General features: G+C 59.1%; 28 protein-coding genes. 3 read left to right on the top strand and 25 right to left on the bottom strand.

Annotated elements, in window-relative coordinates:
• Positions 1-117 precede the first annotated feature (117 nt).
• From LOY52_RS05755 to LOY52_RS05690, 14 genes are all read right to left on the bottom strand, one after another.
• A complete protein-coding gene (locus LOY52_RS05755; protein WP_258678642.1) occupies positions 118-624 on the bottom strand; it encodes a phage major tail tube protein in 507 nt (168 codons plus the stop codon).
• The gene (locus tag LOY52_RS05750; RefSeq protein ID WP_258678641.1) at positions 624-1,790 is read right to left on the bottom strand and encodes a phage tail protein; all 1,167 of its coding nucleotides are present in this window, start codon (positions 1,788-1,790) and stop codon (positions 624-626) included. The genes LOY52_RS05755 and LOY52_RS05750 overlap by 1 nt, the downstream gene beginning before the upstream one ends.
• Positions 1,791-1,792: 2 nt before the next feature.
• Positions 1,793-1,978 (bottom strand): hypothetical protein, encoded by a 186-nt coding sequence (locus tag LOY52_RS05745; protein WP_027611057.1) that lies wholly within the window; start codon positions 1,976-1,978, stop codon positions 1,793-1,795.
• 102 nt (positions 1,979-2,080) lie between these two features.
• Positions 2,081-2,506 carry a phage tail assembly chaperone gene (locus LOY52_RS05740; RefSeq protein ID WP_258678640.1) on the bottom strand — a complete coding sequence of 142 codons (426 nt, stop codon included), beginning with the start codon at positions 2,504-2,506 and terminating at the stop codon, positions 2,081-2,083.
• A gap of 10 nt (positions 2,507-2,516) precedes the next feature.
• Positions 2,517-4,055, bottom strand: coding sequence for a phage tail protein (locus LOY52_RS05735; protein ID WP_258678639.1), 1,539 nt, complete (start codon positions 4,053-4,055; stop codon positions 2,517-2,519).
• A complete protein-coding gene (locus LOY52_RS05730; RefSeq protein WP_258678638.1) occupies positions 4,056-4,691 on the bottom strand; it encodes a phage tail protein I in 636 nt (211 codons plus the stop codon).
• Positions 4,688-5,683 (bottom strand): baseplate J/gp47 family protein, encoded by a 996-nt coding sequence (locus LOY52_RS05725; RefSeq protein ID WP_258678637.1) that lies wholly within the window; start codon positions 5,681-5,683, stop codon positions 4,688-4,690. Before LOY52_RS05725 ends, LOY52_RS05730 begins: the two co-directional genes overlap by 4 nt.
• Positions 5,680-6,012 (bottom strand): phage baseplate protein, encoded by a 333-nt coding sequence (locus LOY52_RS05720; protein ID WP_047601262.1) that lies wholly within the window; start codon positions 6,010-6,012, stop codon positions 5,680-5,682. Before LOY52_RS05720 ends, LOY52_RS05725 begins: the two co-directional genes overlap by 4 nt.
• Positions 6,013-6,026: 14 nt before the next feature.
• Entirely contained in the window at positions 6,027-6,635 is a 609-nt protein-coding gene (locus LOY52_RS05715; RefSeq protein ID WP_258678636.1) for a phage baseplate assembly protein V, read from the bottom strand.
• 3 nt (positions 6,636-6,638) lie between these two features.
• On the bottom strand, positions 6,639-7,160 hold the full coding sequence (locus tag LOY52_RS05710; protein WP_258678635.1) for a hypothetical protein: 522 nt from the start codon (positions 7,158-7,160) through the stop codon (positions 6,639-6,641).
• A 72-nt stretch (positions 7,161-7,232) separates the two neighbouring features.
• The gene (locus LOY52_RS05705) at positions 7,233-7,574 is read right to left on the bottom strand and encodes a phage holin family protein (protein WP_003222183.1); all 342 of its coding nucleotides are present in this window, start codon (positions 7,572-7,574) and stop codon (positions 7,233-7,235) included.
• A gap of 145 nt (positions 7,575-7,719) precedes the next feature.
• Positions 7,720-8,151 carry a tail fiber assembly protein gene (locus LOY52_RS05700; protein WP_258678634.1) on the bottom strand — a complete coding sequence of 144 codons (432 nt, stop codon included), beginning with the start codon at positions 8,149-8,151 and terminating at the stop codon, positions 7,720-7,722.
• A gap of 132 nt (positions 8,152-8,283) precedes the next feature.
• Positions 8,284-8,688, bottom strand: a complete 405-nt coding sequence (locus LOY52_RS05695; protein ID WP_258678633.1) for a tail fiber assembly protein — start codon at positions 8,686-8,688, stop codon at positions 8,284-8,286.
• Positions 8,689-9,196: 508 nt separating this feature from the next.
• Positions 9,197-9,940 carry an XRE family transcriptional regulator gene (locus LOY52_RS05690; RefSeq protein ID WP_202369560.1) on the bottom strand — a complete coding sequence of 248 codons (744 nt, stop codon included), beginning with the start codon at positions 9,938-9,940 and terminating at the stop codon, positions 9,197-9,199.
• Positions 9,941-10,140: 200 nt separating this feature from the next.
• Between LOY52_RS05690 and mutS the strand changes: the two genes are divergently transcribed.
• Both mutS and fdxA read left to right on the top strand, forming a co-directional pair.
• The gene (gene mutS, locus LOY52_RS05685; RefSeq protein WP_258678632.1) at positions 10,141-12,723 is read left to right on the top strand and encodes a DNA mismatch repair protein MutS; all 2,583 of its coding nucleotides are present in this window, start codon (positions 10,141-10,143) and stop codon (positions 12,721-12,723) included.
• 163 nt (positions 12,724-12,886) lie between these two features.
• Positions 12,887-13,210 carry a ferredoxin FdxA gene (gene fdxA, locus LOY52_RS05680; RefSeq protein WP_003222178.1) on the top strand — a complete coding sequence of 108 codons (324 nt, stop codon included), beginning with the start codon at positions 12,887-12,889 and terminating at the stop codon, positions 13,208-13,210.
• A gap of 576 nt (positions 13,211-13,786) precedes the next feature.
• Here the strand turns inward: fdxA and rpoS are convergent.
• From rpoS to LOY52_RS05640, 8 genes are all read right to left on the bottom strand, one after another.
• On the bottom strand, positions 13,787-14,797 hold the full coding sequence (rpoS, locus tag LOY52_RS05675) for an RNA polymerase sigma factor RpoS (RefSeq protein WP_007964304.1): 1,011 nt from the start codon (positions 14,795-14,797) through the stop codon (positions 13,787-13,789).
• 105 nt (positions 14,798-14,902) lie between these two features.
• The gene (locus LOY52_RS05670) at positions 14,903-15,784 is read right to left on the bottom strand and encodes a peptidoglycan DD-metalloendopeptidase family protein (RefSeq protein WP_202369562.1); all 882 of its coding nucleotides are present in this window, start codon (positions 15,782-15,784) and stop codon (positions 14,903-14,905) included.
• A gap of 212 nt (positions 15,785-15,996) precedes the next feature.
• A complete protein-coding gene (locus tag LOY52_RS05665) occupies positions 15,997-16,632 on the bottom strand; it encodes a protein-L-isoaspartate(D-aspartate) O-methyltransferase (RefSeq protein WP_169841266.1) in 636 nt (211 codons plus the stop codon).
• Between the two features lie 41 nt (positions 16,633-16,673).
• The gene (surE, locus tag LOY52_RS05660) at positions 16,674-17,423 is read right to left on the bottom strand and encodes a 5'/3'-nucleotidase SurE (RefSeq protein WP_258678631.1); all 750 of its coding nucleotides are present in this window, start codon (positions 17,421-17,423) and stop codon (positions 16,674-16,676) included.
• Positions 17,411-18,469: a tRNA pseudouridine(13) synthase TruD gene (truD, locus tag LOY52_RS05655; RefSeq protein ID WP_258678630.1), complete on the bottom strand. Its 1,059-nt coding sequence runs from the start codon at positions 18,467-18,469 to the stop codon at positions 17,411-17,413. Before truD ends, surE begins: the two co-directional genes overlap by 13 nt.
• The gene (gene ispF, locus LOY52_RS05650; RefSeq protein WP_027611044.1) at positions 18,466-18,939 is read right to left on the bottom strand and encodes a 2-C-methyl-D-erythritol 2,4-cyclodiphosphate synthase; all 474 of its coding nucleotides are present in this window, start codon (positions 18,937-18,939) and stop codon (positions 18,466-18,468) included. The genes truD and ispF overlap by 4 nt, the downstream gene beginning before the upstream one ends.
• 43 nt (positions 18,940-18,982) lie before the next feature.
• Positions 18,983-19,828 (bottom strand): S-formylglutathione hydrolase, encoded by an 846-nt coding sequence (fghA, locus tag LOY52_RS05645; protein ID WP_258678629.1) that lies wholly within the window; start codon positions 19,826-19,828, stop codon positions 18,983-18,985.
• Positions 19,829-19,893: 65 nt separating this feature from the next.
• Entirely contained in the window at positions 19,894-21,006 is a 1,113-nt protein-coding gene (locus tag LOY52_RS05640) for an S-(hydroxymethyl)glutathione dehydrogenase/class III alcohol dehydrogenase (protein WP_258678628.1), read from the bottom strand.
• A gap of 115 nt (positions 21,007-21,121) precedes the next feature.
• Between LOY52_RS05640 and LOY52_RS05635 the strand changes: the two genes are divergently transcribed.
• Entirely contained in the window at positions 21,122-22,018 is an 897-nt protein-coding gene (locus tag LOY52_RS05635) for a LysR substrate-binding domain-containing protein (protein ID WP_258678627.1), read from the top strand.
• A 143-nt stretch (positions 22,019-22,161) separates the two neighbouring features.
• Here the strand turns inward: LOY52_RS05635 and ispD are convergent, their stop codons facing one another.
• The 3 genes from ispD to eno all read right to left on the bottom strand — a co-directional run bounded on the left by ispD (position 22,162) and on the right by eno (position 24,605).
• Entirely contained in the window at positions 22,162-22,869 is a 708-nt protein-coding gene (gene ispD, locus LOY52_RS05630) for a 2-C-methyl-D-erythritol 4-phosphate cytidylyltransferase (protein ID WP_258678626.1), read from the bottom strand.
• Positions 22,866-23,144, bottom strand: a complete 279-nt coding sequence (ftsB, locus tag LOY52_RS05625) for a cell division protein FtsB (RefSeq protein WP_007964293.1) — start codon at positions 23,142-23,144, stop codon at positions 22,866-22,868. Before ftsB ends, ispD begins: the two co-directional genes overlap by 4 nt.
• Before the next feature lie 171 nt (positions 23,145-23,315).
• Positions 23,316-24,605: a phosphopyruvate hydratase gene (gene eno / locus LOY52_RS05620; protein WP_003222156.1), complete on the bottom strand. Its 1,290-nt coding sequence runs from the start codon at positions 24,603-24,605 to the stop codon at positions 23,316-23,318.
• Positions 24,606-24,622 lie beyond the last annotated feature (17 nt).

The raw sequence follows: 24,622 nt of genomic DNA, 5'->3' as shown, positions 1-24,622 counted from the left end.
CCGGCCTAGTGTGGGAGCGAGCCTGCTCGCGAAAGCGGTCTTACAGTCACATAGGTAGCGAATGTGATGGCCTCTTCGCGAGCAGGCTCGCTCCCACAGGTTTTGCGGTGTAACGGACTACGGCATCAGCACCGCACGACGCGCATCACCGAGGATGTCGACGCCGTTGAGCACGAACTTCTGGGTGCGCACGTCGATGTCTATCACCGGGATGCCGTTTTCCAGGCGGTTGTAGGTGCGGCAGGACAGCTCCAGGTTGGTCTTGGGTTTTTCGCCCATTTTCACTGCGGTTTCTTCAAGGGATTTCAGCTTGCCGCCGACCGTGTGATAGGTGAACCAGGTGTTGCCGTCCTGATCCTGACCGGCTTCACGCACGTTCAGCAGGATGTCGTCGCCCAGCTTCACGCCCAGTGCGAGCATGACTTCTGCGCCCATGCCTTGCAGGGTCAGCTTGGCGTTGAGCGCTTTGCCACCCTTGGCCATTTCTTCGACGATGAAACGGCCGCCACGCATTTCTTCCACGTCGAATTCGATCTTCGGTGGCGTGAATTCCTCAACGGTCGCCGACAGCGGCAGGCCTTGCAGGGTGGCCGCGATGGCCTGTCTTACGCGGTTGGTAAACATTAGAGAACGTCCTCCAGGAACTGCTCGATGATTTCATCGCGGGCGTTGAGTTGATAAACCATGTGTTCGTTCGGCGCGTAGCGGCCGTAGTCGATGACCACGTACCAGGTGCCGTTCTTGTACTTCTCGACGCTGTTGAGTTCCGGGTGCAGGTACACGCTGCCGCCAGGAATGGTTTCGTCGGCGACCAGGGTTTGCAGCCAGTCGTTGATACGCTTGACCTCCTGATCCATGAACGACTTGGTCAGGTTCTTCGCCATGGCTTTCTGGCCGGCCTTGACCAGCTTGCGGCTGATCGCATCTTCGAGGCCGACGTAGCTTATGAACTTGCCGGTGATCGAGCGGTTACCCAGCAGCGAGAAGCCGCCGAGCACGGTGCGGGCGTAGTAGCTGACGCCGTAACGGTTGAGCAGATCGCCTTCGGTGGAAGTGTCGAGGATGTTGTACTCAACGACCCGGGACACGTCTTCGGCGTAGGTCACCTGGTTGCCCGGGCTCTCCCACTGCTTGACCTTGGCCAGCACGGCAATCGCCAGGCTCGACGGCGCGAGGAACACATTTTTCTTTGCCGCTTTCGAGTACACGGCCGGCATGTTGTGCACCACCAGGCAACGGTCGAAACCGAGGTCGGCGCCACCCAGTTCCTGGCTGTAAGTCACTTGATCAGCGACCGAGGCATCCTTGCCATCCAGCACCACACGGGCCTTGATGCGCTTGCCGAACGAGGCGAACTCGCTGGCTACCGCTTTGGTGCCGGTGAAGCCCGGCGCGCCGATGATGGTCAGGTCTTCCGGGACACTGCCCAGTGCCGCCAGACCGAGCTTGCGGCCGGTGGTTGGATCAACACCGCCGATCACTGCGTTAACGGTGTCGGCCGGCGTCGCGCCCGCTTCGACGATCACCACGTACACCGGCACCTTGACCACTTTGAGGATCTGGTAAACCGCGTGGTACAGCGTGCCCTCTTCAGCGCCGGTCGGATCGAGCAGCGCGTGGGTGGTGAAGCTGTTGATGCGGAACGGTGCGTTGCGCGGAATCAGCGGATCGGCTTTCGGCGCGGTGCCGACCAGACCGATGACGTTGTCACCCAGGCCACCCATGGCCTCGGGGGATTCGGTGGCATTGACGGTAATGCCGTTGTGCTCGAAGTTCAAAACCTCAGCCATGTTCAGTCAGCCTTCTTGGCAGCGGCCTTTTTGGCCTGGGTGGTAGGTGTTTTCAGTTCCAGTCGACCGGCGCTGTACAGCGCACTGGCCTCGACGTCGAGCAGATCAAGGTCTTGACCGACGCTCGACCAGTGCCCACCGCCGGTGGGGAATGGGACGAGCACGGTGTAGGTTTGGCGGGTTGCCATTTTTCGTTTCTCCATAAACGGGAAAGCCCCTCGTGGGGAGGGGCTTTGGCGGGTGTTGAATTGTTTTTTGCGGGAAAGAAAACGCCCCGGGGTGCGGGGCGTTTATTGGGGCTGCAGCAGAAGCCACGCAGGCTCTTCAGGACGATGTTCCGCCAATGGAAAGTCCCCCGCTTCTGGCCATTGACGTAAAGCACGGCGGTAGGCTTGCAACTGAACGTACTCTGCCGATGACAGCGTAGTACCTTGAGATTCCTCAAGCTCATCGCGATGTCTGGAGACGAGGCCATCCGTATCGGACAAACGTCGATCACGCCAAAAACGCTCGACCGTCGATAACTGCTCGGACGTCAGATCTGGACGCGGGTTCAACACGGGTTTGCCATCAGCACCAGCTGAAATGATCTGTCCCTGACTCTGCCCTTCCAACAAACGAAAGTGTTCTTCACTGCTTATCTTTACGACATCATCTGGAAGCTGACCAATAAGGTCCGAATCATAAAAGCCGTTCTTTGAAGGTGAGTAATGCATGAATGGCTCCCTACTTGCCTTTTGCAGTCCAGAATATCGAATTGATATCCCCCGTTGGACCGGCGGTATCAACAAAGGTGAATCCCGTCGCCGGCATCTGATTGACTACGATGGTTCCAGAAGAAACGTTCCCATCCAGTCGCTGGGTCGTGATTGAAAGCACACCATTCGGAAATGCTATGGGGTACACCACAGAAACGTTTCCTCCAGTGTTGTACGAAGGAATCAATCCCCATTGCTCGATCAGTCCACTCGGGTCTTTCTTGTAACCATTCGCCCCTGTTAGCGATGACTGAAACATCGGCGAATATTTCAGCGCAGTATCCCCCGAGTCCAAACTCCAGCCGGGACCCAGCAACAAGCGTCGGAAAACCGCAAAATTGCCAGGTTGAAGTACAACGCTGGTCAAGTTGGTGGTGTTGACTGCTCCAAACGTTTCCCCCGCCCGAGTCTTGACGGTTACCCCTCCAGTGCTCGTCAGATGAACCAATCCCCCGGGAGGAACGCTGTCCCAGGCTGGAAGTGTCGCCGTCAAACCAGGTGCGGTGAAGATCGATAGTTTCCCGACGTCGGCGACAGTCAATTGAGTGTTGGCTTCATAGTTTGTCTGGCCGGCATAACTACCCAGCGCACGCTGAACAAATTTAGTAGTTGCCAGAACATCATCATTACTAAAAACGTTGGCCGTGGGCGCTGTCGGGCTACCGGAGAACACCGGAGAACTGAGCGGCGCAAAGCCGAAGGTGATGTTTTGAAACACCAAAGCAGTTGTGCCGAGGAGCACAGGGCCGTCGGTAACAAGCTGCCAGATCGTGTCGGCTTGAGTTGTGCCTTGCTCAATAGATGCGGTCAGACCTGGCGTTACTTTGAGATTCGAGTCGGCATCTTTTGTGCGCACCCAGAATTCATTTGCAACAACGTACAGTCCATTGTCTTTCGCTGATGTCTGGTTTTTAACCAGCACCCTATCTCCCGCAACGACTGCAACACCATCAATAGTTTGTGAAGCTTTCAGCGCGATATTGCTCGTAGTGGCAACACGCACAGACTGCTTGGCATCAAGCTTGGCTAGCTCATCCGCCACATACCCTGTCACCCACGCACGAGTGGCCTTGACCACCGTGTCGTCGATCAGCAAGGTCACCAGCGATGCATTGCTGGTCTCGAAAATCGAGCGAATGTAGAACTCTTTGCCCGAGCCCGACGTCGCCAGTACCGGTTTGAACGACTCCGGGTATTTGACGATGGCGTAGAGGATCCCGGTGTCGGTCCAAAGCCCCGCTTCTCGCACGTACCAACCGCCGATATCCGGCGGAATGGTCACTTCGGCGAGCAGCCAGCTCGGGTTTTTCTCGTCCTGGAACAGCGCATTGAGCGGGCCGCGCCAGACTTCGCGTTTCAGCGCGGTGGCGGTCGCGGCCGGGTTGTAGACCGCGCCGCCGCCGTCGCCGACGGAAATCTGTGTCAACTTGATCGGCGTACCTGCGGCCTTGCACGCCGTTTCGTAGGCAATCCCTGCGTTGGTGAGCAGGGTGTAATAGTCAGCCATTCAGGCCCCCTGAGGATAAATAGTGGATGTTTCGACGGTGTACATCGCGGCGGCCATGAACGCCTCGCCAGAGGTTTCGAGACCTTCGATGAACACCGGATAAACCGTCGTCAGCTCACCGCAGAAAGTAGCGGCGGCGATGGAGTGGCTGCCGAACGCGCTCAAGCCCACCGTCACCGAAAGAATGTCCCGCTCGCTCTTGGCATCGGCCAGACGTCGGTCGAGACGGGCGTCGATTTCTGCGCTGTAAGGCTGCTCGCTGAAGGCGCGCACGCTGAAGCTGTAAGGCACGCCGGGAGGCGTCTGTTCGTACCAGGCGCGGACTTCGGGGCGCAGTTGCAAACCCTTGGCTGCGTTTTCCAGCGCCTTGCGAGTACCGGCCTGGCGCGCGGTGGGCCAGGCCAGTTCGACGGTCAGGCGCTTTTCCGCTTCCGGTGCGCTGGTGCTCCATTCGGCGACACCGCGATCCGCTGCCAGATACGGCAGGAATGCGACCGGTGTTTCGCTCGGGTTCATCAGCTCGGGAAACGGCGGCGCGATGCGATCAAGCAATGCGCCGAAGCCCAGATCCAGTCCACGTTCGAGTGCCGAGCTGTTGGCCGGCAACAAGGTCGGGCTATGCGTTGGCTCAGTCATAGCGTCAACACCTCGACCTCGACCGCCGTGCAGTACGGTGCCTGAAACGCAGTGGTCACGATCGGCGCCAGCGGTTCAAGAATCTGCAGTTGCACGGCGCCGGCGCTGTGCAGCGTGTAGTCGATCCAGCTCGGATCGACCCGCCCTTCCAGGCGATGGCAACTGTCGGCGTAGGCCTGCAATTGCTGTTGTGCGGCAACTTTGGTCAGGCCCGAATCGGGACCGGAATTGATCTTCGCCACGACACGGATTTTGTAGCGCTGAATGTCGGCTGCCTTGACCGTGACGAGGTCGGTTTCCGGTCGCACATCAGGGCGGGCGAAGTGCTGACGTACACCGTCAAGCAACGCTGCAGACGGGGTGCCATCGCCGTCTCGCGACAGCACCGTGACCTGCACTTCGCCCGGCGCAGTACGCCGACCGTTGCCGTCTTTGACCTGTGCAGCGAGGCCGTCCGGGTTGAAGGTGTAGGTGACGTTCACCACACCGCCATCGCTGGATTCGACCTTCACCGTTGGCCGTTCACCGAGGGTGAATACCTCGCGGCGATACTGCATCCGCGAGCCCGCTGCCGGGGCGTGCGGCGCCAGGTAGTAGCGCAACCGGGCGTCGTCGTCACTTTCATAAATCGGTGGTATTGGCGGGAAGGCTGCCGGGTCACCCGCATCAAGCAACTGGCGCTCCAGACCCATGTCCGCCAGCCGCGCGTCGAGGTTGCTGCCAGTCGCCCACCACGCCAGCATCTGCTTGATGCGGGCGTTGTATTTGCGTTCGTGGGTTTGCAGGCGCACGCAAAAAGCTTCGAGCGCCAGGGTCAGCAATTCGCTCTCGTTTTCCAGGCTGGTCTTGAGTTTCGCCGTGCTGTCCGGCGCTCGGGCGCCAACGTACTCGACGACGAAAGTCTTGAACTCGGCGAGCAGGTCTTCGAAGGCGTCGACGGTGATCAGCGCCGGTTCGGCCAATTGGTTCTGGCCGGGGATCAACTTGCTCATGTCACTACCTCGAAGGTCTGTTGACGGTTTTTCCAGGTGCCGGCGAAGCGCAGCAGCAGGCCGGCGCCGTGACGGCTGGCGACAATCACGCTCGGCTGAAAATCACTGATCCCGTTCTGCGTGTTGTAGAACGCCTGAGCCGCGTGGCTCTGGGCCAGAAGCAGAACGTCGTCACCGAGGTTCTGCCCCAGCAGCGTGGGGATCAGCGAGCCATAAAGGGGCCTTTTTTGCCGGGTGCCCAGCGGCGTGGTCAGGGCCCGGGTCGCGCGCTGCACAAACTGCAGCCAGTCGTCGACCGTGGCCCCGGAGTCTCTATCGATTCCGATCATGGGAAGCTCTTGATTCAGGGGCTGATGACGCGGCCCTGGTGATCCACCAACGGGCCGCCGAAGTGCACGCCCGAGGCGTCGATGCTCAGGCCGACCGCGCCCAGTTGCAGGCTGATCAGCTGTGGCGTCATCGTCAGTTGTGCCGGGCCGATGCTCAGTGCAAGCGACTCGCGAGAGCCGCTGAATGCGGCCGGGCCGTTCTGCCAGTGCAGGGTGTGTGTAGCGTCGTCGTAGCCGCTTTCAGTGCCGTCGACATGCACCCGGCGCGTCAGCGTCGGTACCGTTGCCGTCGGTGGAAAGCGGTCACTGTTCAAACCGAACAACGCCACGCTCTGCGCGCCGCTTTCACCGCTGCCGTAGTTGAACAGCAGGCACTGCTCGCCCACGCTCGGAATTCGCGATTCGCTCTGCGCTCCGGCGCTCGGATTGAAGAACTTGATCGCCGGCGTCAGCAGTCCACCGTGGCTGACCTGACAAGTGTTGCTCGCAGCATCGACTGTCTGACAGACGCCGATGCGACAGAAACTCTCGGCGCGGCGGTGCAGGTCATCGATCTCCGCTTCCATCTCCGCCAGCCGCTCGATGATCGGCCCCAGTTGCATGCGCAGTAATGCGTCGAACATCGGTCAGGCCTCCAGCGCGGTGTATTGGTCCGGGTCGTCGATGTTGCTGACTTCCCAGGTACGGGCGAATTTCGGCATACCGAGCGGGTCGTCGAGCAAGGTCGGACCGAGATAGAGGGTCTGGGTGAAGGTCAGCGTCCATGCCTTGTATTGCTGATCGGCGCGTGTGAGCACTGACGGCAGACCATCAATGTTCATCGGCAGATCGCATTGATCGCCGGGCAGCCCCCAGCGGTTGTCAGTGATCAGGTTTTTCAGCACGGCGATCAGATCGCAGGCGGCAAAGGCACTGGCGGAAACTGCCGGAATGACTTGCAGCGACACCGTCATGACGTGGGCGATACGTCCGTCGGCGCCACGCACACCGGGCGCATTACGGTCGAAGTCAATCAACGCCCAGGCCTGAGCGCCGGGGGCTGTAAAGTCATCGTGATTGCCGACCTGCAGATTCAGGCCGGCGCTGTTGCGCAAGGTTGTCACCATCGCCGTGAACAGCTGCGAAGGCTGCTGGATCGTTGCGGGCATACATGACCTCCTTTTCAATTGTCCACGCGCAGCCCCGCCGCATCAGTTGCAGCAAGGCAGGAAAGTGTTGAGTTACTGGGGATCGCGCGGCGGGGGAACTTCGCAGACGCCGATGCGCTTGGCGGCCCAGCGTTCGTACAGACCGATGGCGACGTCGGCACCGGCCATGGCGGTCAGGCAACCGAAAGCACCGGCGGCCCAGATCGAAAGCCCGGCTGCATACAGCAGCATGATCGCCGAGACGCCGCAGATCATGCAGGCGCCGGAGCGCAGGGCCAGACGCCGCAGCAATGACCAGCCGCGGGCGCCCTCCTTGTCGGCGCGCCACATTTCGCCGGACACCCCGCCCACTACAGCGAGGAGGATGACCAGCCAGATCGGCATGTCCGCCAACGCTTGTTGCTCGTTTGTCATGTCACGCCTCCTGGTTTCAGTTGATGAGTGATGTGTGTCGGGTTCAAGCGATGTCTCTTCAGGTAGGCATTCCAAAAAGCCCGGTGGTGAGACCGGGCTTTTCAGTAATGCGCTCCCGCTGACGGGTTTGGCACACGCGCCAGAATCAGAAAGGCGCGATCGGCCAGTTGATGGTGTATGGATAACCGGACTGTTTTTCTACACGGGCGACACCCACATAGAACTGCTTGAATGCCAGCAGCAGCGCTTCCTCTTCAGGTGTGGCGACGCCAAGATCGATGCTGTATTGCAGTGGATTTAGCTTCAGCCAGTTGACAGCAGCGGTCAGCAATTCCTGTTTTTTCGCGGCGGCCTCATCGGCGTGGTCTTGATAGGTCAGCTCACTGAAGACCCAATCAACCGTATTGACAGTGGTAGCCTTCCAGCCCACCTGCACAGCCAGGTTATCCGTGATATCAACCCAAAAACCATAAACATCATTTGGGTAGTAAGTGGGTTTCTCATCAGCTTCCAGAATTTCCGTAACTTTGCGGATGACGTCTACATAAGAGTACTTAACAAAAGCAAAACGGCTCATCTACTTCTCCTGATAACAAATGACAGACAGCAGTTTTCTTGCGATTCGCACTTGGGAACACAAGTATTTGTTTGATGTTTGGCAGACAGCACGTTTGTCTGCCTTCGGATCAGCGTGTTGATCCTTACGTAATCAGTACGGAACGACCGGCCAGTCAATGGTCACCGGGTAGCCCGCCTGCTTGTCGATATCGCTGACGGCGATGCAGTAGTTCTTGTGTGCAATCAGCAGCGCCTGCTCTTGAGGAGTGGCGACGGCGACATCCACTTTGAATTGCAGCGAGTTAAGCTGCAGCCAGGCAGCTGCCACATTCAGCAGTTGCCATTTCTGCTCCTCGGCCGCGTTGCGCAGGTCTTCGTCGGATGGCGGTGTAAACGTCCAGACTTCATTGAACGTCGCCCCCCAGCCGACACGGATTTCAGTATTGCCGGTGACATCAACCCAAAAAGCGGATGGCGAAGCAGGCGCATCCGGAGCGACTTCACTTTCCTGGAGCCGGGTAACTTTGTTGTATTCAACCAATGCATAGAGATTCATTTCGTTCTCCCAGTTTTTTGTTTGATAAATGCCGCGATGAAACCTGGCAGGCATTCCAAAAAGCCCGGTTATTCACCGGGCTTTTCAGTAATGCGCTCCTTCGCCTTCCTTCAAATCCTGTATTCGAGAAGGAAGCTGACTTTTCGGCGCTACTGGCGCGGTACGAGTCCATTCAAATTGTTTTTCCGACCGCGGTCCCTGCCCGCCGGATAACTGCTCTTGGTGCTTTACGCTGCACACCCGGGTCAGTTGCCAACCCTCTGAACCGTTGAGGCCGGTTCATCGCTGCCTGTTCTTGTGGAACTAAAGAGCTGTTGTTGCCAGCCGCTTTGTCGAGCGGCTTGGTGGCAAGAATATGCATGGATGCATATACAGTCAATGCATAAATGCATTTATTTATGGACAATAAATGCACGAACGCATGCAGGCCGCATAAATAAAGGCTTCGAGGGTTTCGTTAAGGCGAAAAAAAACCCGCCATGGGCGGGTTTTCTAAGAAGGGGATTGCCTATCGGGCGTACATGCCCCACCAGAAGACATGACCGAGGATGACGATCTGCTCTTCCTGCATGTCCTGGAAACTGTAGTCCTCGTCCGGATGTTCATCACGATTGAAGCTGCGCAGACGGATACCGGTCGGCAGACGGTAGAGCTGCTTCACCCGCAACTGACCATTGTGGTTGATCGCGTACAGGTCGCCATCGATGATGTCGCCGATCCCGCACTTGCCGGCGTTGACTCCGACCGTGGCGCCATCCCGCAACACTGGCATCATGCTGTTACCGCGCACTGTCACGCATTTGGCCTGGTCGAACTGCACACCGTTATGGCGCAGGCTGCGCTTGCCGAAGCGCAGGCTAGAGCGTTCGCTCTCTTCGATGACGAATCTTCCTGATCCAGCAGCCAATTCAACCTCACGAAGAAAGGGCACCGACACCTCGTCGTCATCGACAGGGGTATCGTCGTCCCACAGGCTTATGTCCTTGAGTTCCGCATGCACGTCATCGCGCGCGCCGCCAGTCGCGATCGCGACATCGGCGCGGCCACGCAATTGATCGGTGCTCACATTGAAGTATTCGGCGATCTTCGAGATATGTTTATCCGAAGGATCGACGATCTTCCCGCTGAGAATCCGCGAGAGCGTTGATTGAGGCACGCCGGTGCGACGGTGGAGCTCCGTGGGGGAGATCCCGTGCTGGTCGAGCAGTGCTCTTAAGACGGAGGATACGTTGCGTTTTTGCATAACGCGCATAGTGCTTGAAGTTTTTTCCGAAGACAAATGCTGATTTGCATAAATCGTGCATAAATCACAATTAATCGCAGAAAGTGTCAGCCGGCCGTCATGCCTGCGTCGAGCCGACCGCCCATGGTAACCTTGCGCCCATCGCGGAAAAGCCCGGCGGTTGCCCTCGCTTTTGCCCTACATCATTTAACGAGTTACCTGACAATCCGATGAATAAAGCCGTCTCCGACCTGTCCTCCCACACCCCGATGATGCAGCAGTACTGGCGCCTGAAGAACCAGCACCCGGATCAGCTGATGTTCTATCGCATGGGCGACTTCTACGAGATCTTCTATGAAGACGCGAAGAAGGCTGCCAAGTTGCTCGACATCACCCTGACCGCACGTGGTCAATCGGCAGGGCAGGCGATTCCGATGTGCGGGATTCCTTACCACGCGGCGGAAGGTTACCTGGCGAAACTGGTCAAGCTCGGCGAGTCGGTGGTGATCTGCGAGCAGGTCGGCGATCCGGCCACCAGCAAGGGGCCGGTGGAACGTCAGGTGGTGCGCATCATCACCCCGGGCACGGTCAGCGACGAAGCGCTGCTCGATGAACGCCGCGACAACCTGATTGCCGCAGTACTCGGCGACGAGCGTCTGTTCGGTCTGGCTGTGCTGGACATCACCAGCGGCAACTTCACTGTGCTCGAGATCAAGGGCTGGGAAAACCTGCTGGCGGAGCTGGAGCGAGTCAACCCGGTGGAACTGCTGATCCCGGACGACTGGCCGAAAGACCTGCCAGCGGAAAAACGCCGTGGTGTGCGGCGTCGCGCGCCGTGGGATTTCGAGCGTGATTCGGCGTTGAAAAGTCTCTGCCAGCAGTTTTCCACGCAAGACCTGAAAGGCTTCGGTTGCGAAACCCTGACCCTGGCCATCGGCGCTGCCGGTTGCCTGCTGGCCTATGCCAAGGAAACCCAGCGCACCGCCCTGCCCCATCTACGCAGCCTGCGCCATGAGCGCCTGGACGACACCGTGGTGCTCGACGGCGCGAGCCGTCGCAACCTCGAACTCGATACCAACCTGTCTGGCGGCCGCGACAACACGCTGCAATCGGTGGTCGATCGTTGCCAGACCGCGATGGGCAGCCGCTTGCTGACCCGTTGGCTGAATCGTCCGCTGCGCGATCTGACCGTGCTGCTGGCGCGCCAGACGTCGATCACTTGCCTGCTCGACGGCTACCGCTTTGAAAAGCTGCAGCCGCAGCTCAAGGAAATCGGCGACATCGAGCGGATTCTGGCGCGGATCGGCCTGCGCAATGCGCGCCCCCGTGACCTCGCGCGTCTGCGCGATGCTCTCGGTGCCCTGCCGCAACTGCAAGTGGCGATGACCGACCTCGAAGCACCGCACCTGCAACGTCTGGCGACCACCACCAGCACCTACCCGGAACTGGCGGCGCTGCTGGAAAAAGCCATCATCGACAACCCACCAGCGGTGATCCGCGACGGCGGCGTGTTGAAAACCGGTTACGACAGCGAACTCGACGAGCTGCAGTCGTTGAGCGAAAACGCCGGCCAATTCCTCATCGATCTGGAAGCCCGGGAAAAGGCCCGCACCGGTCTGGCCAACCTGAAAGTTGGCTACAACCGCATTCACGGCTACTTCATCGAACTGCCGAGCAAGCAGGCGGAATCCGCTCCAGCCGATTACATCCGACGCCAGACGCTCAAGGGCGCCGAGCGTTTCATCACGCCCGAGCTGAAAGAATTCGAAGACAAGGCGCTGTCAGCCAAGAGCCGTGCCCTGGCCCGCGAGAAAATGCTCTACGAGGCACTGCTGGAAGATCTGATCAGCCAGTTGCCACCGTTGCAGGACACTGCCGGCGCATTGGCCGAACTGGACGTGCTGAGCAACCTTGCCGAGCGTGCGCTGAACCTTGACCTGAACTGCCCGCGCTTCGTCAGCGAGCCGTGCATGCGCATCACCCAAGGGCGTCACCCGGTGGTCGAGCAGGTGCTGACTACGCCGTTCGTGGCCAACGACCTGAGCCTGGATGACAACACCCGGATGCTGGTGATCACCGGCCCGAACATGGGTGGTAAATCCACCTACATGCGCCAAACCGCATTGATCGTGCTGCTGGCGCATATCGGCAGCTTCGTGCCGGCGGCCAGTTGCGAGTTGTCGCTGGTGGACCGGATCTTCACCCGAATCGGTTCCAGCGATGACCTGGCCGGTGGCCGTTCGACCTTCATGGTCGAGATGAGCGAAACCGCCAACATCCTGCACAACGCCACCGAGCGCAGTCTGGTGCTGATGGACGAAGTCGGTCGCGGCACCAGCACCTTCGACGGTCTGTCCCTGGCATGGGCTGCCGCCGAGCGTCTGGCGCATCTGCGTGCCTATACTCTATTTGCCACGCACTATTTCGAACTGACAGTGTTGCCGGAAGCCGAGCCTTTGGTGGCTAACGTGCACCTGAATGCCACCGAGCACAACGAGCGCATCGTGTTCCTGCACCACGTATTGCCAGGGCCTGCCAGCCAGAGCTATGGCCTGGCAGTGGCGCAACTGGCCGGCGTGCCGAGTGAAGTGATCGTGCGCGCCCGCGAGCACCTGAGCCGACTGGAAGACACCGCTTTGCCGCATGAAGCGCCCAAGCCTGCCGTCAAAGGCAAACCGGCGGTCCCGCAGCAGAGCGACATGTTTGCCAGCCTGCCACATCCGGTGCTCGATGAGTTGGCGAAAGTGGATCTCGATGACCTGACCCCGCGCCGAGCGCTCGAATTGTTATATGCACTTAAGAACCGGATCTAAGCAGCAAAGAACCGGATATAACGCAAACGGCTTCAAGCTGTTAGAATCTCGCGCGGTTTGGGATGCTGCTGGCTAATAGCCTGGCTGGCAGACATCGCTCCCGAACCTGGCGACCCCAACCGTGAAGGGGCTACGCTGCCGCCGCCTGAGGAGAAAATTAGAAATGACCTTCGTCGTCACCGACAACTGCATCAAGTGCAAGTACACCGACTGCGTAGAAGTCTGTCCGGTGGACTGCTTTTACGAAGGCCCGAACTTCCTGGTGATTCACCCGGACGAGTGCATTGACTGCGCCCTGTGCGAACCGGAATGCCCGGCCGTCGCGATTTTCTCCGAGGATGAAGTTCCGGAGGATATGCAGGAGTTCATTCAACTGAACGTTGAATTGGCTGAAATCTGGCCGAACATCACCGAGAAGAAAGAATCCCTGCCGGATGCCGAAGAGTGGGATGGCGTCAAAGGCAAGATCAAAGATCTCGAACGCTGATCTGTCGCGCGTTACCAAAAGGCCCCTTGCGGGCCTTTTTGCTTTTTCGGGTTTTACTTTTTTACAGGCAAAAAAAGGGGCGGTTTGACCCGCCCACATTTTTTCCCTATTCCCTGTATTCCTTTTCATCGTCCTGATGAATCGCGTCCTGCGATGTCCGTTCCCCTCTTCCTTGAAGGGCGTGTCTGTCCGTCGACACAGTGCTGATACTAAAGAGTTCCCCGCTGAGAGCAATCGCCCCCGGAGGATGAAAGTCGCTGTAATAAGCACTTCATATTAAAAAATAAGCATATAAATCAATTGGTTAAATACGACTCTCGGCAGCAGTCGACGTCAACCGTCCTGCAAAAATAGGGAACGCTTACGAAAGAGTAAGCCAAGGCTTACACCGCGAGACTACATATCCAGATCTAAAAGCCCCCCTGTAGGAGCTGCCGAAGGCTGCGATCTTTTGATTTTGCTTTAACGATCAAGATCAAAAGATCGCAGCCTTCGGCAGCTCCTACGGACGAAGTCTCCAAAAATAAAAAAGCCCCGAACCAGTCGGGGCTTTTTATGGGCGGGTGTCAGAGGCGCTTACTGAAACAGCGACTCGCTCGACAGGCCATTCTTCTCGAGGATTTCGCGAAGGCGCTTGAGGCCTTCCACCTGGATCTGCCGCACCCGTTCTCGGGTCAGGCCGATCTCCAGACCTACGTCTTCCAGCGTGCTGCTCTCATGGCCGCGCAGGCCAAAGCGGCGTACGACCACCTCGCGCTGCTTGTCGGTCAGTTCCGAGAGCCATTGATCAATGCTCTGCGACAGGTCGTCATCCTGCAGCAATTCGCATGGATCGGTCGGACGGTCATCCGTCAGGGTGTCCAGCAGGGTTTTATCCGAATCCGGACCCAGCGAGACGTCGACCGAAGAAACCCGCTCGTTCAGGCCGAGCATACGCTTGACCTCGCCCACCGGTTTTTCCAGCAGGTTGGCGATTTCTTCAGGTGAAGGTTCGTGATCGAGCTTTTGCGTCAGCTCCCGTGCAGCCCGCAGGTACACGTTGAGCTCCTTGACCACATGAATCGGCAACCGGATGGTCCGGGTCTGATTCATGATAGCGCGCTCGATGGTCTGACGGATCCACCAGGTCGCGTAGGTCGAGAAGCGGAAGCCACGCTCGGGATCGAACTTTTCCACTGCGCGGATCAGGCCGAGGTTACCCTCTTCGATCAGATCCAGCAGCGACAGCCCCCGATTGACATAACGCCGGGCGATCTTCACGACCAGCCGCAGGTTACTTTCAATCATGCGCTTGCGCCCGGCAGGGTCACCACTTTGCGACAGACGCGCAAAATGAACTTCTTCCTCCGGGGAGAGCAGTGGTGAAAAGCCGATTTCGTTGAGATACAGCTGCGTGGCATCGAGTGCCCGAGTGTAATCGATGTACTTGTGTTGTTTAAGTGAAGCGGATTGTCTGGATTTGGAACGAACGGAAGGTGGAGCAGCCCCTTCATCATTCGACATCGAAGATTCCGAATCGATGCCGGCCTCCATAAGGAGAACCTCATCGTCGATGTCAAACTCCGGCACTTCTTTACTGAGAGCCATTGTTATAGTCCTTTGGTGAGTTCGACCCCAAGCTCAAGCGACGCCTTTATCCTTGGCAGCGCTGGAGCCTGTCCCCTCTACGCGACGGAACAGGCTGGCCTCAAATCAACGTTTGGGCAGGAACTGCAGCGGATCTACAGGTTTACCTTGGCGGCGAATCTCAAAATGCAGTTTCACCCGGTCTGTACCCGTTGACCCCATTTCGGCAATTGTCTGTCCGACCTTGACCTGCTGCCCCTCCCGTACCAACAGCCTGCGGTTGTGTCCGTAGGCACTGACGTAGGTTTCGCTGTGTTTGATGATGACTAATTCGCCGTAGCCCCTTAAGCCACTCCCGGCGTAAACCACCGTCCCATCAGACGCAGCTAAAACAGGCTGTCCCAAATCTCCGGCGATATCAATTCCTTTATTCAAACTACCGTTTGAAGAGAATTTTCCAATCAGAATGCCATTAGATGGCCATCCCCAGCCGGTCGGGGCCGGGCCGGGTGGAGGCATCGGAGCCGGAGCCGATTTGTTCGCGACGGACGGTGCAGCCCCCGCAGCAGCGGCCCCGGAGCCGGTAACGGTGGTGGTCGTCGTGCCATTCGCCTGGCGTCGGATTACCGTAGTTTTGCTCGACGATGATGGCGCGGAACCGCCGTTGCTCACCACCGCTGTCGGTGTTGAACCGGTACGACCGTCAAAGCGAATTGTCTGACCTGGGTGGATCGTATACGGCGTAGGAATATTGTTGCGGGCCGCGAGGGCTTTGTAGTCCCAGCCGTAGCGAAAAGCGATGGAAAACAGCGTATCGCCCGGACGGACTACATACTGCCCGGTCGTGACGGCAGGACGCTGGGCCGCCGCGCTGTTGCGATCGACCACCCGAACGTTGCTCGATTTGGTGCTGGAGCAACCGACCAGCAGGGTGCTCAATACAAGGCCAGTCACCAGGCGCTGAAAGCTCGTGTTACCCATACGCTGCGCAATGACTGTGAGACTCACCCGCCGCTCCCTTTGTGGTGGCTGAAATATGTGGAATGCCGAATCGCGGCAAGTAGTGTCGCAAGTATAACGGGCCGAACAGGCTTTACCGTTAAAGATGCGAAAACGCTTCACGCACACGTTTGCCCGTGGACAATTCGTAGCGTTTAAACCATCGCTGCCGATGTAAGACACAGGCCAGCGCGAGGAATTCAGCGCCCGCAAACAAATGCTCAGGCCAGCGGGCCATTGAGCAATGGCACGAAGCGCACAGCTCCCAATACGTGACGGGAAAAGCCGTGTTCTTCACGCACGATCAGCATCAGTTGTTGCACTTCCCCCGAGCCGACCGGAATCACCATCCGCCCACCCGGTGCCAGTTGATCGAGCAAGGCCTGCGGCACATCAGTCGCGACTGCGGTGACGATGATGCCGTTGTAAGGCGCCAGCGCCGGCCAGCCTTCCCAGCCATCGCCCCAGCGGAACACCACGTTGCGCAAGTTAAGCTCGACCAGGCGTTCCTTGGCCCGATCCTGCAGGACCTTGATGCGCTCGACCGAAAATACCCGCTCGACCAGTTGCGATAGCACGGCCGTCTGGTAACCCGAACCGGTGCCGATCTCCAGCACCTTGTCCAGCGGTCCCGCCTCCAGCAGCAGCTCGCTCATGCGCGCCACCATATAAGGCTGAGAGATGGTCTGGTTGTGGCCGATCGGCAGAGCGGTGTCTTCGTAGGCACGATGCGCCAGCGCTTCATCGACAAACAGATGACGCGGCGTACGACGGATCACTTCCAGCACCTTGGCGTTGGACAGGCCTTCTTCATACAGGCGCTGGATCAGACGTTCACGGGTGCGCTGCGACGTCATGCCGATGCCACTGCGCAATCTGTCTTCGTGTTCACGAGCCATCAGCGCAGTTCCTCCAGCCAGCCATCGAGACTTCTGAAGGCATCATTGAAAGTGCGATCGAGCTGCAACGGCGTGATCGACACAAACCCCTGCATCACCGCATGAAAGTCGGTGCCCGGGCCGCCGTCCTCGGCATCGCCGGCCGCGGCAATCCAGTAGCCGGCCTTGCCACGCGGGTCGACCACTTTCATCGGTGCTGCCGCACGGGCGCGATGGCCCAGACGGGTCAGCTGAATGCCACGAATATGGTCGATCGGCAGATTGGGGATGTTCACGTTCAGCACCGTGCGCGGCGGCAGGTCCAGCCCGGCGTGGGCCTCGACCAGTTTGCGCGCGAAATGTGCGGCTGTCGCCAGGTTGTCCACCTGTCGTGAACACAGCGAGAACGCAAACGAAGGGCGCTCGAGAAAGCGCCCTTCGAGGGCTGCCGCCACAGTGCCGGAATACAGCACGTCATCGCCCAGATTGGCCCCGAGGTTGATCCCGGAAACCACCATGTCCGGCTCGCGCTCCAGCAGGCCGTTGAGGCCCAGGTGCACACAGTCGGTCGGCGTACCGTTGAGGCTGATGAAACCGTTGGCCAGGTATTGCGGGTGCAACGGACGGTCGAGCGTCAGCGAACTGCTGGCGCCGCTTTTGTCCTGCTCCGGGGCGATAACCACGCACTCGGTGTAATCCGCCAGCGCAGCATAAAGCGCGGCGAGACCGGGTGCGGTTACCCCATCGTCGTTAGAAATCAGAATACGCATGGGCTGTCCGTCTGCCCCACCGGCACCAGATCAACGAGTTCGCGCACCAATACGGTGGCGAAGCATCCGGCCGGGAGGACGAATTCCAGTTGCAGAATGTCAGGCTGGGGATAATGCCACGACAACCCGCCAATGGGCAGCCGCAGGATGCGACGTTCGTGGCTCATTCCGGCATTGATCAACCAATCGCGCAGATCCGCCTCACGCTCGGCAATCCCCTGCTCCAGATCATGGACAGCGCCAGCGGCGGGTGAGTCACCTTCGCCCCACTGCGGACCGGTCGGGTGCAGGTCGAGAATCGCCAGGCGCGGATCGCTGCATTCGGCAACACCCGCCGGGAAGAAACTGCGGCTGTCGGTAAACGCCAGCAGGTCGCCGACCTGTGCCTGCTGCCAGGTGCCATCGGCAACCCGCGCCGCCAGTACCTGATTGAACAGAAAACTGCGCGCCGTCGACAGCAGCCGCGAGCGCACATTGCGCTGCTCGGGCAATGCCTTGCGCGCCGCCCAGGCACGCGCATCAACGACGTTGCCGCCGTCATGGCCGAAACGCTGGGCGCCGAAATAATTGGGAATGCCTTGCCTGGCGATCAGTTGCAGACGCTGCTCGATCGCGTCCCTGTCGCCGGCAAACTGGGTCAGGCGCAAGGTGAAGCCGTTGGCCGAATGCGCGCCGCGTTGCAGCTTGCGCTTGTGTCGCGTGGTCTTGAGGATCTTCAGCGTGTCGTTTTCCGCCGCCGAGAGATCCGGGTCGGCCTTGCCCGGCAGTTGCACGCTGAACCACTGACGGGTCAACGCCTGACGATCCTTGAGCCCGGCATAACTGACGGTGCGCAACGGCACGCCGGCGGCCTTGGCAATTCGCCGCGCGGCTTCTTCGGTGTTCAAGCCACGTTTTTCCACCCAGATCCACAGGTGCTCACCATCGCCGCTGAGCGGGATGTCGAGCACTTCATCGACCTGAAAATCTTCGGCGATGGCTTTCAGTACCGCGGTGCCGAGAGGTTCGCCATAGGCCCGCGGGCCAAGCAATTGCAGTTCGTTCATGCGCGCAGCAACAAGGCAACGGAATGCACGGCGATACCTTCTTCGCGACCGACGAAGCCGAGCTTTTCGGTGGTGGTAGCTTTCACGTTCACTTGATCCAGTTCAACTTGCAGATCGGCGGCGATCAACGCGCGCATCGCTTCGATATGCGGGGCCATTTTCGGTGCCTGAGCGACGATGGTGTTGTCGACGTTGCCGACTTTCCAACCCTTGGCGTGGATCAGCGCGACCACATGCCGCAGCAGCACACGGCTGTCGGCGCCCTTGAATTGCGGGTCGGTGTCCGGAAAGTGCTTGCCGATATCGCCCAGCGCGGCCGCGCCGAGCAAGGCATCGCTCAAGGCATGCAGCAGGACGTCACCGTCGGAATGAGCGAGCAGCCCGAAGCCGTGTGCAATGCGCACGCCGCCCAGAGTAATGAAATCGCCTTCAGCGAAACGGTGAACATCGTAGCCGTGGCCAATACGCATAAAAAAACGCCCCGATTTTTGTCAGGGCGTGATTCTACCTGCATTAACCGCGCAGGGCGCGTGCGTGATGCTGCAAGTGGTCGTCAATGAAGCTTGAGATGAAGAAATAGCTGTGGTCGTAGCCCGGTTGCAGACGCAATGTCAGCGGATGATCCGCTTGTTTTGCCGCCTGTTGCAGGGCTTGGGGCTTGAGCTGGTTTTCGAGGAAATCATCGCGGTCCCCCTGATCGACGAGCAACGGCAGTTTCTCGTCGGCTTCAGCGATCAGCGCGCAGGCATCCCATTCTTTCCACTTCGAACGGTCTTCGCCCAGATAGCGGGAGAATGCTTTCTGCCCCCACGGACAATCCATCGGGTTGTTGATCGGCGAAAAAGCCGACACCGACTGATAACGCCCCGGATTGCGCAGCGCACAGACCAGCGCACCGTGACCGCCCATGGAATGGCCGCTGATGCTGCGTCTGTCCGACGCCGGGAAATGCGCTTCAACCAATGAGGGCAATTCCTGCACGACATAGTCATGCATCCGATAGTGGCGCGACCACGGTTCCTGCGTGGCATTCAGGTAGAACCCGGCACCGAGACCGAAATCCCAGGCGCCATCAGGATCACCCGGCACATCCGGGCCGCGTGGACTGGTATCCGGCGCGACGATAATCAGGCCGAGCTCGGCAGCCATGCGCATCGCCCCGGCCTTGTGCATGAAGTTCTCGTCGGTGCAGGTCAGGCCCGACAGCCAGTACAGCACCGGCAACTTGCCGCCCTGCTCCGCTTGCGGCGGCAGGTACACGGCAAACACCATGTCGCAGCCGAGCACGTCGGAACGGTGGCGATAACGCTTGTGCCAGCCGCCGAAACTTTTCTGACAGGAGATGTTTTCCAGACTCATGTAAAAACTCCTACGCGGCCCCGGCTACAAACCTTCAAGGTCTGTAGCCGTGGTTTCGCGATTGATCAGAAATGAATGACGGTGCGGATGCTCTTGCCTTCGTGCATCAGGTCAAACGCCTTGTTGATGTCTTCCAGACCCATGGTGTGGGTAATGAAAGTATCCAGCGGGATCTCGCCGCTTTGCGCCATGTCGACGTAACTTGGCAACTCGGTACGACCACGCACGCCGCCAAATGCCGAACCACGCCAGACGCGACCGGTCACCAACTGGAATGGACGGGTGGAGATTTCCTGACCGGCACCAGCAACGCCAATGATCACCGACTCGCCCCAGCCCTTGTGGCAGCATTCCAGCGCGGCGCGCATCAGTTGCACATTGCCGATGCATTCGAAGGAGAAGTCGACGCCGCCATCGGTCATGTCGACGATCACTTCCTGGATCGGACGATCGAAATCTTTCGGATTGACGCAATCGGTGGCGCCCAACTGCTTGGCGATTTCGAACTTGGCCGGGTTGATGTCGATGGCGATGATGCGCGCGGCCTTGGCCTTCACCGCACCAATGACTGCCGACAGACCGATGCCGCCCAGACCGAAGATCGCCACGGTGTCACCCGGCTTGACCTTGGCGGTGTTGAGCACCGCACCGATACCGGTAGTTACGCCGCAACCGAGCAGGCAGACCTTCTCCAGCGGCGCATCCTTGGCAATTTTCGCCACGGAGATTTCCGGCAGTACGGTGTATTCCGAGAAGGTCGAAGTACCCATGTAGTGGAAAATCGTTTGGCCTTTGTAGGAAAAGCGCGAAGTGCCGTCCGGCATCAGACCTTTGCCCTGAGTGGCGCGAATCGCCTGACACAGGTTGGTCTTGCCCGACTTGCAGAATTTGCACTGGCCGCATTCCGGGGTGTACAGCGGAATCACGTGGTCACCGACGGCGACCGAAGTTACGCCCTCGCCGATCGCTTCAACGATCGCCCCACCTTCGTGGCCGAGGATCGACGGGAAGATGCCTTCCGGGTCCGCGCCGGACAGGGTGTAGGCGTCAGTGTGGCAAACCCCGGAAGCCACCACGCGCAGCAACACTTCACCGGCCTTGGGCATGGCCACATCGACTTCTACGATTTCCAGCGGCTTCTTGGCCTCGAAGGCAACGGCGGCGCGCGACTTGATCATGCTGACTCTCCAGTGAATCCATTGAATAAAAAACCAGACCGGCAGTGTAGTTCAGGGCCATCTGATTAATAATCCGGACAAATGCAAAATATTATTGCTGTACAGGGATAATCAAATGTCCGAAAACCGCTGGGAAGGTATCGACGAGTTCGTCGCCGTCGCCGAATGCAGCCAATTCACCGCTGCGGCCGAACGCCTTGGAGTTTCTTCCTCACACATCAGTCGACAAATCGTACGGTTGGAGGATCGATTACAGACACGCCTGCTCTACCGCAGCACCCGTCGCGTGACCCTGACCGAAGCCGGTCAGACCTTCCTGCAGCATTGCCAGCGCCTGCAAGACGGTCGCGAAGAAGCCCTGCGCGCGGTCGGCGACCTGACCAGCGAACCGAAAGGCATGCTGCGCATGACCTGCGCCGTAGCCTATGGCGAACGGTTCATCGTGCCGCTGGTGACGCGCTTCATGGGGCTATACCCGCAACTGCGCGTCGACATCGAACTGAGTAACCGTCAACTCGATCTGGTGCATGAAGGGCTGGATCTGGCGATCCGCCTGGGTCGTCTGCAGGATTCTCGATTGGTCGCCACCCGTCTGGCGCCGCGTCGGATGTATCTGTGCGCGTCTCCGTCCTACGTGGAACGGTATGGCCGCCCACACAGCTTGTCGGAACTAAGTCGGCACAATTGTCTGATCGGCAGTTCGGATCTGTGGCAACTGGAGCAAAACGGCCGGGAATTTTCCCAGCGCGTGCAGGGAAACTGGCGCTGCAACAGTGGGCAGGCGGTGCTGGATGCGGCGCTGCAAGGGGTCGGCTTGTGTCAGCTGCCGGACTATTACGTGCTGGAGCATTTGCACAGCGGGGCGCTGATTTCGCTGCTGGAGGCGCATCAGCCACCGAATACGGCGGTGTGGGCGTTATATCCACAGCAGCGGCATCTCTCACCGAAGGTACGCAAGCTGGTGGATTTCTTGAAGGAAGGATTGGCCGAGCGGCCGGAGTATAGGAGCTGAGAGATGGATTGCCTGAACTATCGCCTTCGCGAGCTGGCTCGCTCCCACAGGGGATCGGCAGTGCATGCAAATTCGGGGTCAGGCGCAAATCAAATGTGGGAGCGAATCTGCTCGCGAAGGCAATCTGACAGGCTCCACAGCAATCAGCGGCGATTGGCCCAGCGCTGACGCAACCACTCCAGGTCTTCCGGCCGGGTGACCTTGAGGTTGTCCGCTCGCCCTTCGATCAGGCGCGGCGCCAGACCGGCCCACTCCATCGCCGAGGCTTCATCGGTAATCACCACATCCGCCACCAGACTGTCCGCCAAGGCACGGTGCAGCGCACCGAGGCGGAACATCTGCGGCGTATAGGCTTGCCAGATCACGCTGCGATCCACGGTTTCGAGCACACGACCGTGCTTGTCGACCCGCTTCAGGGTATCGCGCGCCGGCACGGCCAACAGACCGCCGACGGCATCATCCGCCAGTTCAGCCAGCAACTTGTCGAGATCGTCGCGACTCAGGTTGGGCCGTGCTGCATCGTGTACCAGCACCCAGTCATCGTCATCGGCACCCTGCGCATGCAAATACAGCAAGGCGTTGAGCACCGACCCGGAACGTTCCGTGCCGCCCTCGACCCGTTGAATCCGCGAGTCGCTGGCGCAAGCCAGGTTTGGCCAATAAGGATCATCAACCGCCAGACTGACCACCAGCCCCTTGAGGCTCGGGTGATCAAGGAAACAGCCGAGGCTGTGTTCGAGAATTGTGCGCCCGCCCAGTTGCAGATATTGCTTGGGACGGTCCGCGGCCATTCGGGCACCGACACCCGCGGCAGGAATCACGGCCCAGAAGGCCGGCAGGGAATCGATCATTGCGCGAGCTGGTAAAGGGTTTCACCGTCCTTGACCATGCCCAGCTCATGGCGAGCCCGCTCTTCAACGGTCTCCATGCCTTTCTTCAATTCGCTGACTTCAGCGTCCATCACCCGATTGCGCTCCAGCAAGCCTTCGTTCTCGGCGTGCTGATCAGCAATTTGCTGCTTCAGCTCGGCGACCTGCGCCAGACTGCCATTGCCCACCCACAGGCGGTACTGCAGACCGGCCAGCAGCAAGAGCAAAACGAGAAACAACCAGTAAGGACTGCGCATCGAATATCAGGTATCCAGTGAAAAAAGACAGCCACGCGAAAACTTTGAAACGTCTGATAGCACGAAGCCTGGAAGATCCAGGCTTGTGCATATAAGGCATCAGATTAGTGGCAAATCCATCGCTGTCACGACTTTTCCGACACAATCCGGTGTCTTTTTACCATTTACAACTCAGCCGCGGAACTCGCTGCGACCGTTGTACTTGGCTTTGCCATTCAACTGCTCTTCGATACGCAGCAGTTGGTTGTACTTGGAAACGCGGTCGGAACGGCACAGCGAACCGGTCTTGATCTGGCCAGCCGAAGTGCCCACGGCCAGGTCGGCAATGGTCGAATCTTCGGTTTCGCCCGAACGGTGCGAGATCACCGCGGTGTAACCGGCAGCCTTGGCCATCTGGATGGCTTCCAGGGTTTCGGTCAGGGTGCCGATCTGGTTGAACTTGATCAGGATCGAGTTGGCGATCTTTTTATCGATGCCTTCTTTCAGGATCTTGGTGTTGGTCACGAACAGGTCGTCACCAACCAGTTGGGTCTTCTCGCCGATCTTGTCGGTGAGGATCTTCCAGCCAGCCCAGTCGGACTCGTCCAGACCGTCTTCGATCGAGATGATCGGATAACGTTCGGTCAGGCCTTTCAGATAATCGGCGAAACCTTCAGCAGTGAACACCTGGCCTTCGCCGGACAGGTTGTACTTGCCGTCTTCGTAGAATTCGCTGGCTGCGCAGTCCAGTGCCAGGGTCACGTCGGTGCCCAGCTTGTAACCGGCGTTGGCAACGGCTTCGGAGATCACTTTCAGCGCGTCTTCGTTGGACGCCAGGTTCGGTGCGAAACCGCCTTCGTCGCCAACGGCGGTGCTCAGGCCACGGGCCTTCAGCACAGCCTTGAGGTGATGGAAAATCTCGGTGCCCATGCGCAGACCTTCCGAGAACGTCTTGGCGCCAACCGGCTGCACCATGAATTCCTGGATGTCGACGTTGTTATCGGCGTGCTCGCCACCGTTGATGATGTTCATCATCGGAACCGGCATCGAGTACACACCCGGGGTGCCGTTCAGGTTGGCGATGTGTGCGTACAGTGGCAGATCCTGGTCCTGTGCAGCCGCCTTGGCCGCAGCCAGGGATACGGCGAGGATGGCGTTTGCGCCCAGGGTTGCCTTGTTTTCGGTACCGTCCAGCTTGATCATCGCGTGGTCAAGGGCTTTCTGGTCGCTTGGGTCAGTGCCCAGCAGCAGATCGCGGATCGGACCGTTGATGTTGGCTACCGCCTTGAGCACACCTTTGCCCAGGTAACGGCTCTTGTCGCCATCACGCAGCTCGAGCGCTTCACGCGAGCCAGTGGATGCACCGGAAGGCGCGCAGGCGCTGCCGATGATGCCGTTGTCGAGAAGCACGTCCGCTTCCACGGTGGGATTGCCACGGGAGTCGAGAACTTCACGACCTTTGATGTCGACGATTTTTGCCATTGTTGTAAACACTCCAA

The organism is Pseudomonas sp. B21-051 (assembly GCF_024748795.1).
Taxonomy (GTDB): domain Bacteria; phylum Pseudomonadota; class Gammaproteobacteria; order Pseudomonadales; family Pseudomonadaceae; genus Aquipseudomonas; species Aquipseudomonas putida_A.
Note: the sequence above shows the minus strand (reverse complement) of the source record. Positions and strands in the feature narration are given on the sequence as shown.

Bases quoted from the DNA above. Each gene is read 5' to 3' on its own strand.
- eno (WP_003222156.1), bottom strand. From the start codon at position 24,605: ATGGCAAAAATCGTCGACATCAAAGGTCGTGAAGTTCTCGACTCCCGT.
- LOY52_RS05710 (WP_258678635.1), bottom strand. From the start codon at position 7,160: ATGCCCGCAACGATCCAGCAGCCTTCGCAGCTGTTCACGGCGATGGTG.
- surE (WP_258678631.1), bottom strand. From the start codon at position 17,423: ATGCGTATTCTGATTTCTAACGACGATGGGGTAACCGCACCCGGTCTC.
- fghA (WP_258678629.1), bottom strand. From the start codon at position 19,828: ATGAGTCTGGAAAACATCTCCTGTCAGAAAAGTTTCGGCGGCTGGCAC.
- LOY52_RS05690 (WP_202369560.1), bottom strand. From the start codon at position 9,940: ATGCGCGTTATGCAAAAACGCAACGTATCCTCCGTCTTAAGAGCACTG.
- mutS (WP_258678632.1), top strand. From the start codon at position 10,141: ATGAATAAAGCCGTCTCCGACCTGTCCTCCCACACCCCGATGATGCAG.
- LOY52_RS05730 (WP_258678638.1), bottom strand. From the start codon at position 4,691: ATGACTGAGCCAACGCATAGCCCGACCTTGTTGCCGGCCAACAGCTCG.
- LOY52_RS05705 (WP_003222183.1), bottom strand. From the start codon at position 7,574: ATGACAAACGAGCAACAAGCGTTGGCGGACATGCCGATCTGGCTGGTC.
- LOY52_RS05635 (WP_258678627.1), top strand. From the start codon at position 21,122: ATGTCCGAAAACCGCTGGGAAGGTATCGACGAGTTCGTCGCCGTCGCC.
- LOY52_RS05735 (WP_258678639.1), bottom strand. From the start codon at position 4,055: ATGGCTGACTATTACACCCTGCTCACCAACGCAGGGATTGCCTACGAA.
- LOY52_RS05740 (WP_258678640.1), bottom strand. From the start codon at position 2,506: ATGCATTACTCACCTTCAAAGAACGGCTTTTATGATTCGGACCTTATT.
- LOY52_RS05700 (WP_258678634.1), bottom strand. From the start codon at position 8,151: ATGAGCCGTTTTGCTTTTGTTAAGTACTCTTATGTAGACGTCATCCGC.
- ftsB (WP_007964293.1), bottom strand. From the start codon at position 23,144: ATGCGCAGTCCTTACTGGTTGTTTCTCGTTTTGCTCTTGCTGCTGGCC.
- fdxA (WP_003222178.1), top strand. From the start codon at position 12,887: ATGACCTTCGTCGTCACCGACAACTGCATCAAGTGCAAGTACACCGAC.
- LOY52_RS05715 (WP_258678636.1), bottom strand. From the start codon at position 6,635: ATGTTCGACGCATTACTGCGCATGCAACTGGGGCCGATCATCGAGCGG.
- LOY52_RS05750 (WP_258678641.1), bottom strand. From the start codon at position 1,790: ATGGCTGAGGTTTTGAACTTCGAGCACAACGGCATTACCGTCAATGCC.
- truD (WP_258678630.1), bottom strand. From the start codon at position 18,469: ATGAACGAACTGCAATTGCTTGGCCCGCGGGCCTATGGCGAACCTCTC.
- LOY52_RS05745 (WP_027611057.1), bottom strand. From the start codon at position 1,978: ATGGCAACCCGCCAAACCTACACCGTGCTCGTCCCATTCCCCACCGGC.
- ispD (WP_258678626.1), bottom strand. From the start codon at position 22,869: ATGATCGATTCCCTGCCGGCCTTCTGGGCCGTGATTCCTGCCGCGGGT.
- LOY52_RS05665 (WP_169841266.1), bottom strand. From the start codon at position 16,632: ATGACGTCGCAGCGCACCCGTGAACGTCTGATCCAGCGCCTGTATGAA.
- LOY52_RS05695 (WP_258678633.1), bottom strand. From the start codon at position 8,688: ATGAATCTCTATGCATTGGTTGAATACAACAAAGTTACCCGGCTCCAG.
- LOY52_RS05720 (WP_047601262.1), bottom strand. From the start codon at position 6,012: ATGATCGGAATCGATAGAGACTCCGGGGCCACGGTCGACGACTGGCTG.
- LOY52_RS05725 (WP_258678637.1), bottom strand. From the start codon at position 5,683: ATGAGCAAGTTGATCCCCGGCCAGAACCAATTGGCCGAACCGGCGCTG.
- LOY52_RS05755 (WP_258678642.1), bottom strand. From the start codon at position 624: ATGTTTACCAACCGCGTAAGACAGGCCATCGCGGCCACCCTGCAAGGC.
- rpoS (WP_007964304.1), bottom strand. From the start codon at position 14,797: ATGGCTCTCAGTAAAGAAGTGCCGGAGTTTGACATCGACGATGAGGTT.
- ispF (WP_027611044.1), bottom strand. From the start codon at position 18,939: ATGCGTATTGGCCACGGCTACGATGTTCACCGTTTCGCTGAAGGCGAT.
- LOY52_RS05640 (WP_258678628.1), bottom strand. From the start codon at position 21,006: ATGATCAAGTCGCGCGCCGCCGTTGCCTTCGAGGCCAAGAAGCCGCTG.